General features: G+C 67.9%; 15 protein-coding genes. 4 read left to right on the top strand and 11 right to left on the bottom strand.

What is annotated here, in order from left to right:
• Positions 1 to 90 precede the first annotated feature (90 nt).
• From ACFQO4_RS12050 to ACFQO4_RS12010, 9 genes are all read right to left on the bottom strand, one after another.
• On the bottom strand, positions 91 to 513 hold the full coding sequence (locus ACFQO4_RS12050; RefSeq protein WP_500261144.1) for a rhodanese-like domain-containing protein: 423 nt from the start codon (positions 511 to 513) through the stop codon (positions 91 to 93).
• Between the two features lie 50 nt (positions 514 to 563).
• Positions 564 to 1,157, bottom strand: coding sequence for an NUDIX hydrolase (locus ACFQO4_RS12045; protein ID WP_500261143.1), 594 nt, complete (start codon positions 1,155 to 1,157; stop codon positions 564 to 566).
• Entirely contained in the window at positions 1,141 to 1,572 is a 432-nt protein-coding gene (locus tag ACFQO4_RS12040; RefSeq protein ID WP_500261142.1) for a hypothetical protein, read from the bottom strand. The genes ACFQO4_RS12045 and ACFQO4_RS12040 overlap by 17 nt, the downstream gene beginning before the upstream one ends.
• Entirely contained in the window at positions 1,572 to 1,736 is a 165-nt protein-coding gene (locus tag ACFQO4_RS12035; RefSeq protein WP_500261141.1) for a hypothetical protein, read from the bottom strand. Before ACFQO4_RS12035 ends, ACFQO4_RS12040 begins: the two co-directional genes overlap by 1 nt.
• Positions 1,737 to 2,307: 571 nt before the next feature.
• The gene (locus ACFQO4_RS12030; protein WP_500261140.1) at positions 2,308 to 2,718 is read right to left on the bottom strand and encodes a DUF5809 family protein; all 411 of its coding nucleotides are present in this window, start codon (positions 2,716 to 2,718) and stop codon (positions 2,308 to 2,310) included.
• A 25-nt stretch (positions 2,719 to 2,743) separates the two neighbouring features.
• On the bottom strand, positions 2,744 to 3,223 hold the full coding sequence (locus ACFQO4_RS12025; protein ID WP_500261139.1) for a DUF5810 domain-containing protein: 480 nt from the start codon (positions 3,221 to 3,223) through the stop codon (positions 2,744 to 2,746).
• A 37-nt stretch (positions 3,224 to 3,260) separates the two neighbouring features.
• Positions 3,261 to 3,857: a class I SAM-dependent methyltransferase gene (locus tag ACFQO4_RS12020; RefSeq protein WP_500261138.1), complete on the bottom strand. Its 597-nt coding sequence runs from the start codon at positions 3,855 to 3,857 to the stop codon at positions 3,261 to 3,263.
• Positions 3,858 to 3,883: 26 nt separating this feature from the next.
• Positions 3,884 to 4,546 (bottom strand): ribonuclease HII, encoded by a 663-nt coding sequence (gene rnhB / locus ACFQO4_RS12015; RefSeq protein WP_500261137.1) that lies wholly within the window; start codon positions 4,544 to 4,546, stop codon positions 3,884 to 3,886.
• A 25-nt stretch (positions 4,547 to 4,571) separates the two neighbouring features.
• On the bottom strand, positions 4,572 to 5,729 hold the full coding sequence (locus ACFQO4_RS12010) for an RAD55 family ATPase (RefSeq protein ID WP_500261136.1): 1,158 nt from the start codon (positions 5,727 to 5,729) through the stop codon (positions 4,572 to 4,574).
• Between the two features lie 110 nt (positions 5,730 to 5,839).
• Here ACFQO4_RS12010 and ACFQO4_RS12005 point away from each other — a divergent pair, with 110 nt between their 5' ends.
• From ACFQO4_RS12005 to ACFQO4_RS11995, 3 genes are all read left to right on the top strand, one after another.
• Complete coding sequence (locus tag ACFQO4_RS12005; RefSeq protein ID WP_500261135.1) at positions 5,840 to 6,304, top strand: hypothetical protein; 465 nt, start codon at positions 5,840 to 5,842, stop codon at positions 6,302 to 6,304.
• A gap of 175 nt (positions 6,305 to 6,479) precedes the next feature.
• Positions 6,480 to 7,826, top strand: a complete 1,347-nt coding sequence (locus tag ACFQO4_RS12000) for a tryptophanase (protein ID WP_500261134.1) — start codon at positions 6,480 to 6,482, stop codon at positions 7,824 to 7,826.
• Positions 7,827 to 7,932: 106 nt separating this feature from the next.
• A complete protein-coding gene (locus tag ACFQO4_RS11995) occupies positions 7,933 to 9,273 on the top strand; it encodes an outer membrane protein assembly factor BamB family protein (RefSeq protein WP_500261133.1) in 1,341 nt (446 codons plus the stop codon).
• 57 nt (positions 9,274 to 9,330) lie between these two features.
• Here ACFQO4_RS11995 and ACFQO4_RS11990 read toward each other — a convergent pair whose 3' ends face one another.
• Both ACFQO4_RS11990 and ACFQO4_RS11985 read right to left on the bottom strand, forming a co-directional pair.
• The gene (locus ACFQO4_RS11990) at positions 9,331 to 9,696 is read right to left on the bottom strand and encodes a hypothetical protein (protein WP_500261132.1); all 366 of its coding nucleotides are present in this window, start codon (positions 9,694 to 9,696) and stop codon (positions 9,331 to 9,333) included.
• Between the two features lie 135 nt (positions 9,697 to 9,831).
• A complete protein-coding gene (locus tag ACFQO4_RS11985; RefSeq protein WP_500261131.1) occupies positions 9,832 to 10,284 on the bottom strand; it encodes a GNAT family N-acetyltransferase in 453 nt (150 codons plus the stop codon).
• Between the two features lie 183 nt (positions 10,285 to 10,467).
• Here ACFQO4_RS11985 and ACFQO4_RS11980 point away from each other — a divergent pair, with 183 nt between their 5' ends.
• Positions 10,468 to 12,615, top strand: a complete 2,148-nt coding sequence (locus ACFQO4_RS11980; protein ID WP_500261130.1) for a CARDB domain-containing protein — start codon at positions 10,468 to 10,470, stop codon at positions 12,613 to 12,615.
• Position 12,616: the final 1 nt, after the last annotated feature.

Raw genomic sequence — 12,616 nt, 5'->3', positions numbered from 1 at the left:
TCGCTTCGCCGGAGGTGTGTCTCTCAGACCGATTCGGCCGGCTGGTGCAATGATCGTCGCCACGACAACCTTGGCGACTCCGACCGAGAATCAGAACGGCGCACTCGAGTCGGCGTTCTCCCGAGTACCGTGTGTGCCTTCGTTTCGCTCACTTCGTCCGTCTCGCTCGTTTCGCTCGTCGCCCTCGCCGTCGTCGGCCGACAGCTCGTAGGCCTCGGCCCAGGCCTCGAGTCCCCCGGCCATGCTCTCGACGCGGGCATCTGCGCTCCCCTCGTAGGAGCCGATGAGTCGTGCCGCCTGGACGCTCGCCTGCCCGTGCGGGCAGACGGTGACGATCCGGTCGGCGTCGTCGAAGTCCTCGATCCTGGCCGTCAACTCGTGGAAGGGGACGTTTTCACTGCCGGGAATGTGGCCGCGTTTGAAGCTTGCCTGGTCGCGAATGTCGACGATCCGTACATCGGCGTCGGACTCGAGCAGTGCCGAGACGTCGTCGGTGGAGATTTCGCCGTCCATCGTGTTGGTCGGGATTGGTTCTCGAGCGGGTTAAACGATACTCTTGGCCCCTAGAGCAACCCATCTTCGCGGGCCAGCAACAGCGCGCTCAGCGTCGAGTCGTTCGCCGGGTGCTCGCGCGCTCGAGCCAGCGCCTCTCCCTTCGGAATCGTCCGCACCTCGAGGAACTCGTTGCCGTCCAGGTCGCGCTCGCCGGGTTCGAGCCCCTCCGCGTAGACCACGCCACGGTCGTGGCGAAGGACGCCCGTCGCGACGCGATACTCTTGCAAGAGGGCGAGACTCGAGGGGCGAAAGCCGGTTTCCTCCTCGAGTTCGCGCGCGGCCGCGGCGGTGTAGGACTCGCCTTCTTCGACGATTCCAGCGGGTAATTCGAGGTGTGTTTCCCGAACCGCGGGGCGGTACTGCTCGACGAACAGGATCGACTCGTCGGTCGCGGCGACGATCACCACCGCCGGGGGGAGGTCGGCCCAGTAGTAGCGTTTTTCGGAGCCGTCGGGTTGTTCGACCAGGTCGTAGCCGCCGTCGTACCAGCCGGTTTCGTACTCGGTCCTCGACTCGAGCACGGGCCACGCCGGTGTATCCTCGGTGGCACCCGGGTCGGCGTCGGCTTCCCCGTCGTCCGCGTCGTCAGGGTCCATCGACATCGCTAGCTGGTGTGATCTCGAGGCGGTAGTAGGTACCGTTTTGTTCGAGGTAGACCACGTCCGCCTCGGGGTCGGTCGCTGCGCGGTTCCACGTCTCGAACTCGGAGAACTCGTCGAACGGCGTGTGCGTGAACGCCGACTCGAAGCCGAATCGCCCCTCCTCGTAGGCCGCCGAGCGACCGTCCTCGAGCGCGCCCGTCGTGTACGGGAAGCGGTTCTCCGAGAGGTTCTCGGCGGCGATCGTCCCCGTGACGTTCTCTTCGGGCGGTTCGCCGTCCTCGAGGTCGACCTCGCTCGCGACCACGTAGTAGACGTCCCCACCGCCGATCAGCGAGGGGACGGCGCCGAGGACGACCAGGAGAACGAGCGGCACGAGCACGAAGGCCGAGACGAGGAGGAGGGTCCGTCGACGCATTAGTCGACTATCGGAACCGACGGAGGATACGCGTTTCGTCGTTGCTTCATCGTCGCCTCGCCGGCGCTTCGCTGGCGTTCCGCCGGCGCTCCGCGGCGCTCCGTCGTCTCGAGAACGCTCCCGCGCAAGTGATAGCGAACGCAGGCCGTGAAACGCGCCAGCACGCTTATATAAACACCCTCGAAGTCACCGCATGGTTGCTATCCCGTTGTGGCCCCTCTAGGGGCCCACATGGACGACCAGGTTGCGGGAGACGACGCCGCCGAATCGGCGTCAGACGAAGTCGCAGGTGAAGACGAAGATAGCGTCGACAGCGATCACGAGCGCGAACGCGTGCAGAAAGTAGCGGCGATCTGCACGTCCTGCGGGGCGGCGTACGCGGCGGAGCGGTGGTCTGACGAAAAAATCCGCCCGATTGGGCGACGAGAGGGGTGTCGCTGCGGCGGGACGTCGTTCGAAGTGGTCGACGACTCGAGTTCGGATTTGGGTTCGCGTTCGAGTTCACGTTCGGCTTCGGATTCGAGTTCAGGCCCGAACTCGTCCTGATCGTCGTCATTTGTGCGTGCCGGTTTCCGCGTCTCGTCGCTCCACGAACGCCGCGACCTCGAGACGCTGGTGCACGCGCTCTCTGCCGCTCGAGTACCCGATATGGTTCTCTCGGACGTTCGAAGTTTCGCTCCAGGCGACGCGCTCCGTCACCCGATCGCCGATGGGCCGTCGACGCTTGGAAGGGTACTAGAGCTGGTCGCGGTACAGTCGCCCGAACGCCTGGCGTCGAAGTGTCGCGATGGCAGCCTCCTCCTTCTCGTGGAAGGTGGCGGCGACGGCCTCGCCGGTCGGGGCGGCGTGCCAGACCACGTGGTCGACGTGCTCGCTCCCCGCTTCGATCACCTCGCCGTCGTACTCCTCGTGCCAGTCCTCGTACTCCTCGCGGGTGCCGACGCGAACCTCGAGCAAACTCGCGAACAGGGCGTCTCGAGCCGTCTCCACCACGTCGCTCGAGACGCGGTTGGCGTACTCTTCGCGGTCGAAGTCCATGGATTTGGCGACCTCGCGGACGACGGTCTGGGCAGCGGGGCCCACCGATTCGTACTGCTCGCTCGCGTCCTCGAGCGTCTCGGGGGCGAATGTACCGACGGTGTGCATGTCGAGAGGGTCGAAGGGAGGATAGTTACGCGTTTTCGTTTCCGGTCTCGTCCTCGAGGCGTGCCTTCGGGTCGTCCTCGTCACCCGTAGTGTCGCCCTCCATTCGAGCCGTCAGTGCCCTCGCCTCCTCGAGGACGTCCCTGGTTTCGGCGGTCACGTCTCCTCGCCCCGGTTCCTGCGCCTGTCGGGCGATTGCGTCCTCGAGCCTGGGGTCTTTCGGGCTCCTCGAGTCCTGCTGGTTCCTTGCGCCCGCCCCCTGCCCCGACTGCGCGACCGAACCCGGCCCCTCGGGAGCGTCTTCCGAGACCGGTAACTCGACCTCGAGCGCGTGTGGAACGACGGCGTCGGCGAGTTCGTCCCGCGTTCTCGAGCCCCAGTCGGGGACGTGCTCCTCGAGCCACTCGAGGTGAGCCGTGCGACCGAGCGACGCGGTGACGGCGAGGTGGTCGGCGAGCTGGCGGCCGTCGGTGACGCCCGCCTCACAGATCGGACAGACGTATCCCATGGGTAGCGCTACGACGCGGGGCCCAAAAAGTCGATTGCTATCGAGAGGGCGTGCGAGCGAGCGCGGAGACCCACCCGTCCAGTTCGGTCACCGTCACCCGTTCGAACCCGGCTGCCTCGAGCAGGTCGCGGACCGCTCTCGGCTGGTAGGGTTCGAAGTGGCGGTCGCTCTCGTCGCGGGCGGCCAGGTCGGGTCTCTTTACGGAGAGGTACAGGACGCCGTCGGCGTCGAGCACCCGTCGGAACTCGCGGAGCGTCGCGGGCGCGTCTGCCCGGGGGACGTGGAGAAACGACGCGCACGCCCAGAGGCCCTCGACCGCGCCGGTCGCGACCGGGAGTGCGCGCATGTCGCCCCGGAGGAACGACGCCGACGGGACGTCCTCCGTCGCCGCCCGGAGGAACGACTCGGTGGGATCCAGGCCGACGACGTCGTATCCGCGGGCCTCGAGCGCCGCCGAGTCCATGCCGGGACCACAGCCGACGTCGAAGACGCGCGTCCCGCCGGTGGTCTCGAGCGCCTCGAGGAACGCCTCTCCGTACCGGGCGAGCACCGACTCGGTGCGGTACTTCTCGACGTAGGCGTCGGCGTCCGATTCGTAGGTATGCAGGGTTCGAGCGACCTCGTCTTCGCTCATACCGGCGTATTTCGGGCGGGGGTACGTCAAAATTGCCCGAGTCCGGTCTGTTCGGCGTCGGCGAGCACGTCGGCGCAGGTCGACCACGACGCGCGGGCGAACGGCGGCAACGCTCCACATCTCGCGACGTACTCCTCGAGAAACGCCCGCGTGGTCGGGTCGGAGGGGTAGCCGCTGCCGACCTCGCCGTACTCGTCGGCGATGGCGGCGACGTGGGCGTCACGTTCGACCTTGGCGACGATGCTCGCGGCGCCCACGAGCGGGTCGTCGTCGTCGGCGCCGTGGGTCGCCTCGACCGTGGCCTCGAGGGTGCAGGCGTCGGCGACCCGGCGAGCGAATCGCTTGGCATCGGTGTCGCAGGCGTCGCAGTGGGCCGTCGTCGATTTCCGAATGGGTTCGTCACACTCGGAAGCGACCGCCTCGAGCGCGCTCGCGTGGGCCTCGACGGTCAGGCCGTTCATGTCGGTGTCTGGGGCGTCGATCTGGTCGGTAGTAATTTCGGCGACGCCGACACGAAGTCGAGCGTCCGCGCGGATGGTCTCGGCCAGGGTCTCCCGCCGCTTCGGCGAGAGGCGCTTGGAGTCGGCGACGCCGTCGGGGAGAGCGTCTCGAGTCGGGGCCCAGACCGCGGCGGCGAACATGGACCCGAAGACGGGGCCTTTGCCGGCTTCGTCGACACCGAAGGGCATTGGCGGAGGATTTCGGCTGGAGCAGTTAGCTGTTCCGTTCCTCGACTTGGGGCTCGTCGATGCGTTCGCTTCCATCGACGTCGTCTCGCGGGCCGTTCGTCCCGCTCGTCTCGTCGTCTGTCCCGCTCGATTTGTCGCCGCCCCTCCCGATCGTTCCGCCGTCGTCGCCCGTCCTCTCGCCGTCGTCCGAATCTCCACCACCGTCACCGCGGTCGCCCTCGAGTTCCTCGAGCGGATCGAACGTCACCATACCGAGTCCGCTCGTGTACTCGTAGGTGTGCCACTCGCTGATCGCGAGGACGCCCCGGAGTTTGCGCACCCGGAGCCGACGAAAGAGTGTGTCCTCGACGATCGAGTTGTCGAGCGCGAGGTCGATTACGCCGTCGACGGCGTACGCGAGGTTCCGGGGGAAGACCTCCTCGCCGCCCGCGACCGTTCCCCCGGCGATCAGCGGCACGAACCGGCCCTTGCAGACCTCGGCGCGGGCGTCCCGGACGAAGTCGTAGGCCTGGACGGGCTGGACGAGCGAGGCGAACTCCGCGATGGAGTCGACGACGACCAGCCCCGTCTCGATCATCTCGAGGGCCTCGAGGCCGTTGTCGAGGACGTTCAGCACTTCGTGGGCGTCGCTCGGATCGCGGACGGTGGCCGTCTGCGGCTCGACGACGCGCCGCAGGTGGGTGTTCCACTCGGTCATCCGGTCGTGGAGGCGTTCAGGGTCGTCCATCCGGGAGGTAAAGCAGTCGAGGACGCGAAGCTGGCCGGACTCGAGGTAGGGGAGGACGTTCCAGTCCATCGCGAGGAAGTTCTCGACGACCGACGTGGGCGGTTCGGTGAACGCCACCACGATCGCCGGTTCGCCGCGCTCGAGCGCGCGCCAGACCAGTTCGGCCTGGATGGCCTCCTCGCGCGTCCCGGAGTTGCCCACCAGGAGGACGAAGGAGTTGCGCGGGAGCCCCTGCGGGAGGCTCGCCTCGAGGGCGGCGACGCCCGTCTCGAGCGTTCGGTGTCCGTTTTCTTTCCGGGACCCGTCTTCGTTCTCCCGAAAAGCGTCGCGGCAGGCGCGCGAGCAGAAGACCCGGTCCGGGTCCGCTCCCTCGTCGTCTCCGGTAACCGGCTCGAGCGGGCACGCGTGTCCACAGAACGCACAGCGAGTTTCGTCTACCGCCGACGCGTCGTTCATGTCGCGGGATTCGCGCTCGGGTCACAAGAAAGTGGCCGCGTCGACGGTGGGTCACGGCGGTGTCCGTGGCTCGTCGGATTTATATTCGTGCGTGGCATTGACAAACAGTAATGAACGTACGGGATGCCCTCGAGGCCGACGCCGACGCGATTGCCGCCATCGCCGACGCTCCGACCGACGTGGCCCGGAACCTCGTCCACGACCGGACGGTGCGCGTGGCCGAGGACGGTACCCACGACCCGAACGCCGACGTCCCACCCGCGGACGACGCGAGCGACGCGGACGCCTCGCAGTACGGCAAGTCCAATCCCGAGGACCTCCTCGGATTCGTCAGCTTCGACGCCCAGGGCGACACCGTCCACGTCACCCAGATCGACGGCACCGAGGCCGCCTGCGAGCGCCTGCTGGCCGAACCCGTTCGCTTCGCCGAGTGTGAGGGGATGGCGGTCGAGGTACTCGTTCCGGACGGCCACGGGGCAGTCGAGGAGGCCGCCGAGGAACTCGGCTTCGGCCACAACGGGTCGGGCCCCCGGTTCGACGGTGCGCGGACGATCCGGTATCGCCTCGAGCCCTGATTGCTGGCCCACTTTGGCTCGACTGGTCGGCGTCTCGAGCGTGCCGACCAGGCCACCTCCCGCGACTACAGGACGCGCCTCGAAGCCCCGATTCGTCGCCCGGTGTACGTTCGGGGCGGATAGTCCCCAGAAACCCGCAGATGCATTGAACTATCGGCGCACCCCAGGACGGGATATGGTACACTACAAGTCGACGATGGTCGAACCGATCAACCTCCCCTCTCGCGGCGATCGCGAGCGCGCCCTCGAGGAGGCGGGCTACAACGTCTTCAACCTCGACGCCGAGGACGTCTTCATCGACCTGCTGACCGACAGCGGGACGGGAACGATGAGCGAGGACCAGTGGGCGGCCCTGCTCCGCGGGGACGAGTCCTATGCCGGGTCGAAGAGCTTCCGACGACTCGAGGCCGCGGTGTCCGAGGTTATGGGCTTTCCCCACGTCGTCCCCGCCCACCAGGGGCGCGGGGCCGAGAACGTCCTCTACGGCACCCTGCTCGAGGAGGGGGACGTCGCCCTGAACAACACGCACTTCGACACGACGCGGGCCCACGTCGCCAACCAGGGCGCCGACCCGGTCGACTGCCCGGTCGAGGTGGCGACCGACCCCGGGGCCCCTGGTGACTTCAAGGGCGACTTCTCGATCGAGCGCGGCCGCGAGGTCGTCGAGGAGGTGGGCGCCGACCGCGTCCCCGTGGTAATCCAGACGATCACGAACAACTCGGCGGCGGGTCAGCCGGTGAGCGTCGAGAACACCCGCCGGGTCGCCGAGTTCGCCGACGAGATCGACGCCACGTTCGTCATCGACGCCTGTCGCTTCGCGGAGAACGCCTACTTCGTCACCGAGCGTGAGGCCGCCTACGCCGAGGCGTCGGTCGCCGACGTCGCCCGCGAACAACTGGGGTATGCCGACGCGCTGGTGATGAGCGGGAAGAAAGACGGCCTCTCGAACGTCGGCGGGTTCGTCGCCACCCGGGACGAGGTGCTAGCCGACCGCTGCAAACAGCGGGCGATCCTCTACGAAGGCTTTCCCACCTACGGCGGCATGGCCGGGCGAGACATGGAGGCCCTGGCGGTCGGCCTCCGGGAGGCCGTCGAGGAAGCTTACGTCGCCGACCGCATCGAGAGCATTCGGACACTCGCAACCTTGCTCGAGGACCGGGACGTTCCCGTCTACACCCCTACTGGAGGTCACGCGGTCTACCTCGACGCCGAGGCCGTCTTCCCGCACCTCGAGTCGAGCGACTTCCCCGGACAGGTGCTGGTCTGTGAACTCTACCGCGAGGGCGGTGTCCGCGGCGTCGAACTCGGGAGCTTCGCATTCCCCGGCACCGATCGCCCGGAACTCGTCCGGCTGGCGGTCCCCCGCCGGACCTACCACCGCGAACACTTCGAGCACGTCGCCGACGCCGCGGCGGCCGTCCTCGAACGGGCCGACGAGGCGACGGGCCTCGAAATCAAAACCGAACCCGAGGTACCCGAACTCCGTCACTTCACGGCCGAACTCGAGCCGATATCCGGGTAGCGCTCCGCTCGCGGACGGTCGTCGGTCACCTCGAAATTACCACCGGTGAGCGCACTGAGGCGCTCGAGGCGAACGTTCATGCCACTCGAGTAAAACTGCTCTCGTAATGCAAGGCCTCTCCCGACGACGCGTCCTCCGACTCGGCGGCGCGAGTCTCGCGGCGGCAACCGCCGGTTGTCTCGACCAGTCGAAATCCGACGATTCGACGCCAAACGCCGGTAATCGTGACGGGAACGGCAACGGCAACGACAACGTCACCGAAGACGACCCCCTGATCGAGCCTGTCGACGATCCCCTCCGGGCGACGTACCCTGACGGCGTCGCCCAGTTCCGCGAATCGCTCGAGAACTGGGGGTATCGCCCCCAGGAGAGGATCCCCGACGCGGTCGAGCAGGCCTGGCGCCTCCCAGAGGTAAACACCGGCGATCACAGCGCGGCGAAAGCCAGCGCGACGCCGACGCCCGACGGCGGCCTCGTGATGCCGGGCGACACCGGCATCGTCACGGCACTCACCGCCGATGGCGAGGTGCTGTGGGAGGCCGACACCAATACGGACGGCAACGGTATCCATGGGACGGCCGTCGTCACTGAAGACACCGTCTTCATCGGCGCCTACGACGGCGTCCTCTACGCGTTCAACCTCGAAACGGGCGACGAGGTGTGGGCCGAGAAGCTGGGCGGGTCGATCGGCTCGAGCCCGGTCTTCGACGGCGAGCGCGTCTTCGTGGCCGTCGAGTACCCCGACCCGGAGGGTAGTATGTTCGCCGTCGACCCCGACACGGGCGAGGTCCTGTGGGAGGACGCCGAGAGCCGGCCCACTGACCACCCTCATTCGACGCCCGCGATCGACCCCAACGCCGGCCGGCTGGTCGTCGGCGCCAACGACGGCGTGCTCTACGGCTGGCAGTATCCGGAACTCGAGCTCGAGTGGACGTTCGAGACCGACCCCGACAACGACACCGACGGCGAAATAAAGGGACCGATCGCCACCTACGACGGTGGCGCCTACTTCGGCTCGTGGGACCGGCGGATCTACCGGGTCGACCTCGAGGACGGCACCGAGGACTGGTCGGTCGAGACGGGCGGGCTCTCGATGACGGGCCCGGGGATCGACCCGAGCCTCGGGGTCGTCTTCGCGGGGAGCCACGACGGCAACCTCTACGCGCTCGACGCCGCCACCGGCGAGGAGCACTGGCGCTTCGGAACCGACAGTGCGCTCACGGGGTGCCCGACGGTGTGTGCCGACCGGGTGGTCTTCGGCTCGAAGGACCGGACGCTGTACGCCGTCGAGAAACAGACCGGCGAGGCGGTCTGGCGCGTCGACCACGACGGCGTCGTCACGAGCACGCCGCTGGTCGCCGACGGCGCCATCTACTACGCCGAGCGGGCGCCCGCTCCCGAGGACGGCGAGACCGACGGCGGCGCCTACAAGCTCGTCGAAGCCTGAAAAACGGTGGTACGCTTTTTCGGTCCTCGCTCGAGGCTATTCTACGCTTCTACGAACTTACGAGCGGACGAAGCCCGTCGCTCGATCCCGCAGCGAGGGTTCGGGTTCCGGCTCCGACTCGCGGCCGAATCGTTTTCTGGCCATCGACGCGAAGTCGTCGCCGCTCCCGTCGCCCTCGAGCGCCTGGAGGAGCACGTCGGGGACGGACTCGCGCAGTTCCTGTTGTTTCTGCTCTCTGAGGCTGCCGTACTTGCGCAGCGCGATCCCGACGCCGAGGAACAGGGCGGCGTCGAGCAGTTCGCGTTTGAAGCGCCGCTTGTCGTTGCGGACCGCCAGCGCTTTCAGCAGCGAGATGGCGCCGATCCCGAGGTAGAGCATCGAACTCCGCTTGGGATCACCGGTGAGGAGTTGTCTGGGGTTCATGCCGAGGCCATCTACCACGTTCCCCGGTATAAATCTGCGTCCGGCATCTCCAGCCTCGAGAATGGGGGGTGCTGGCGTCTCTCAGTCGCTGAGAGCGGGCTCGATGATGGCACTCGCAGCGTCAGCTTCTCACGACTAATCGCGTTCGCCGCCCTGGCGCTCCGTCCACGACTCGAGTCGTTGCACTCCACGATACCGCCCCTCTGCAATCGATTCGATGTCGAACCCGAGAGACTCGTAAAACGGCCGCACGTCCGCGTCGAAGTTCGCCGTCAGCGCCCCCGTTCGCTCGAGCGCCGCCTCGAGCAGGTCGGTTCCGATCCCACGTCCGCGGTGGCGCCGATGGACGGCGATTGCCACGACGTGTGCCCCCACCGTTTCGCCTCGAGTCGGTGTCTCGAGGACGATCGCGCCAAGGACTCGTCGCGTCTCGCCGGTACCCACCGATCGCGATTCCGTCGCGACCAGGACGTCACCGTCGTCGATTCGGGACTCGACGTCACCGATCTCGAGCAACGCGCCGTCGACGAGTCGACGGACGGCCAGGGCGTCGCCTGGCGTCGCTTGTCGGACGCGGCGATCGGTCACGGAGGCCCCTCCGACTCGCTATCCGTTCGGACGGCGACTGGTCGCTCGTACACGGCGCTGGCTACGTTCCCGGGAACGAAAACGGCCCGGCTTTCATCGACGGACCGTCAGGGTGCAGAACGTATATCGACTGAACGTCAGGAAGCCAGAACAGTCTTGCTCGCGCGGGAGAGAAGAAGACGTGTGACACGCCGGTTCGTCGCTGCCCTCCTGATCGTAATCGTCCTCGGAAGCGTTCCCGCGAGCGTCGGTGCGGGTGCATTCGTCGCCAGCTCTGCGCCTGCTTCGCCGTCCCCGTCGCTCGAGACCCACGACGCGAATCCGGTCGGCACGGGACTCGAGGCACCAGATAGCGGACCGGCTGCCGTTTCGTCGGGTTCGCTCGCAGCGGGCGCGACGGGAACCGTCGGTTCGAGTGCGAACGCGAACGCCATCCCGACCGCGAGTGCCGAACCCGACCTGATTCGCGAATCCGTCGTCCTCCACCAGCGACCCGACCGCCCCGGCGAGTTCGAGGCGGTCGTCACCTACGACGTGCCGGAACCGGTGACTCGACTTACGGTGACGCCCGGATCCGAGGCGACCGTCCTCGAGACGAGCGAGTTCGAGGAGACCGACGACGGCGCCTATCGGTGGGCCGAGAGCGACCACGAGGGCCGCTCGCCCCAACTCACGCTCAGGCTCCCGGCGAACCGGACGGACGTCGGACGCCACGGCCACGATGGGAGCGGCTACACGTTCGTCGAAACGGGCGAGTGGGGCATCGTCGCGACGCCCCAGCTCCAGTTGGCCTGGCGCGAGCGCTCGTCGGTCGACGTCCACCGCGAGGTCGCCGTCGACGGCGAGGGGGTCGCCGGGAAACACGTCGCGTTCTTCGGGGCCAACGAGGTCTACGAGACGACCGACGGAAGCGAGACTATCCGCCTCGTCGTGCCCGAGGCCGCCGACCTCGAGGAATCGCCCGGTGACGTGCTCGAGGCGCTCGCTCACGCCAGCGAGCGCCTCGGCGTCGGAAACCGCCACAGCGAGGTGATGATCGTCGCCGCCCCCACGGGCTCGGTCGAGTGGGGCGCTAACGGCATCCAGTACGGCGAGCGGGACGCCTGGGTGCGCGACGACGCCCGCCTCGACGTGGCGGGCAGCGTCTGGCTCCACGAGTACGTCCACACCCGCCAGCGGTTCGCCCGTTCGAACCTGGACCGGGCCAGCGGCTGGCTCGTCGAGGCCCAGGCGGAGTACTACGCCAGCCTGCTCACCTACGAGCGCGGCGACCTCGACTACCTGACGTTCCGACGCTCGCTCGGTGAGGGCCGGGACTCGCCCTACGCCGAGGGCGTTCTCACGGACCCCGGCACCTGGCAGGACCCGCTCACCGACTACGTCAAGGGACCGCTGGTCTACGGCGCAATCGACCGCCAGTTGCGCCTCGAGAGCGACGGCGAGTCGACCATGGAAGACGTCTTCCGGGCACAGAACCAGCGCGAGACGGCCACGTTCGAGGACTGGCTCGCGGACCTCGAGCACCGCGGCGGGAGCGACGTTCGCGAGTTCGCCGAAACCTACACACGGACGGCGTCGGCCCCCGACACCTGGAACCGGTTCGAGCATGCCGACGCGTTCGACCAGCCGACGCCGGTGATGGCGTACGGACTCGCTGACGGCGAGGCAGTCGAGATTTCGGGGCTCCGCGAGACGACCGCCGACGGCGTCCCCCGGACGCTCGTCGTGGGCGAGACGGTCACGTTCCCGGTCACAGTCGACAATCGCGGCGATCGGGATGGGCCCTACCGGGCGACCGTCCTGGTCGACGACGCCATCGCGTCCGAAGCGACCGGCCGCCTCGAGCCCGGCGAGGCGACCGTCGAACGCCTATCGTGGACGCCCGAGTCGGCCGGTCGGTACGCGCTCCACGTCGGCGACGACCCGTTCGTCGTGGACGTCGTCGATCCCGCCGACCTCACCGTGACGGCTCTCGAGGCCAGCCCCGACCGGGTCGAACGCGGGGAGGAGATCACGGTGACGGCAACGGTCGAAAACGAGCAGTCTCGAGTCGGGCGAACGACTGTCGAGATCCGCACCGTCGACGGCGTGGTCGCCGAGGAGACCGTCACCCTCGGACCGGGCGAGTCGACGACCGTCGAGACGACGCTGTCGTTCGAGGATCGCGGGCGCCACGAGATTGGGGCTGGCGACAAGCGGGTGACGGTGACCGTCGAGTCCGGGATCGAGTCTCGGTTTTCGGAGGGGGCGGAGTCCGTACCGGGATTCGGCGTCGGCGCGGCGATCGTCGCCGTCGCCATAGGGCTCGTTCTCGGGCGGCGGTCTCAGTAGG

The organism is Saliphagus sp. GCM10025334 (assembly GCF_042663485.1).
GTDB lineage: Archaea > Halobacteriota > Halobacteria > Halobacteriales > Natrialbaceae > Natronosalvus.
The sequence above is the reverse complement of the archived record's forward strand: the minus strand, read 5'-3'. Positions and strand labels throughout refer to the sequence as shown.

Coding starts and splice junctions, on each gene's coding strand:
- ACFQO4_RS12050 (WP_500261144.1), bottom strand. CDS start 513: ATGGACGGCGAAATCTCCACCGACGACGTCTCGGCACTGCTCGAGTCC.
- ACFQO4_RS12045 (WP_500261143.1), bottom strand. CDS start 1,157: ATGTCGATGGACCCTGACGACGCGGACGACGGGGAAGCCGACGCCGAC.
- ACFQO4_RS12040 (WP_500261142.1), bottom strand. CDS start 1,572: ATGCGTCGACGGACCCTCCTCCTCGTCTCGGCCTTCGTGCTCGTGCCG.
- ACFQO4_RS12030 (WP_500261140.1), bottom strand. CDS start 2,718: ATGCACACCGTCGGTACATTCGCCCCCGAGACGCTCGAGGACGCGAGC.
- ACFQO4_RS12025 (WP_500261139.1), bottom strand. CDS start 3,223: ATGGGATACGTCTGTCCGATCTGTGAGGCGGGCGTCACCGACGGCCGC.
- ACFQO4_RS12020 (WP_500261138.1), bottom strand. CDS start 3,857: ATGAGCGAAGACGAGGTCGCTCGAACCCTGCATACCTACGAATCGGAC.
- rnhB (WP_500261137.1), bottom strand. CDS start 4,546: ATGCCCTTCGGTGTCGACGAAGCCGGCAAAGGCCCCGTCTTCGGGTCC.
- ACFQO4_RS12010 (WP_500261136.1), bottom strand. CDS start 5,729: ATGAACGACGCGTCGGCGGTAGACGAAACTCGCTGTGCGTTCTGTGGA.
- ACFQO4_RS12005 (WP_500261135.1), top strand. CDS start 5,840: ATGAACGTACGGGATGCCCTCGAGGCCGACGCCGACGCGATTGCCGCC.
- ACFQO4_RS12000 (WP_500261134.1), top strand. CDS start 6,480: ATGGTACACTACAAGTCGACGATGGTCGAACCGATCAACCTCCCCTCT.
- ACFQO4_RS11995 (WP_500261133.1), top strand. CDS start 7,933: ATGCAAGGCCTCTCCCGACGACGCGTCCTCCGACTCGGCGGCGCGAGT.
- ACFQO4_RS11990 (WP_500261132.1), bottom strand. CDS start 9,696: ATGAACCCCAGACAACTCCTCACCGGTGATCCCAAGCGGAGTTCGATG.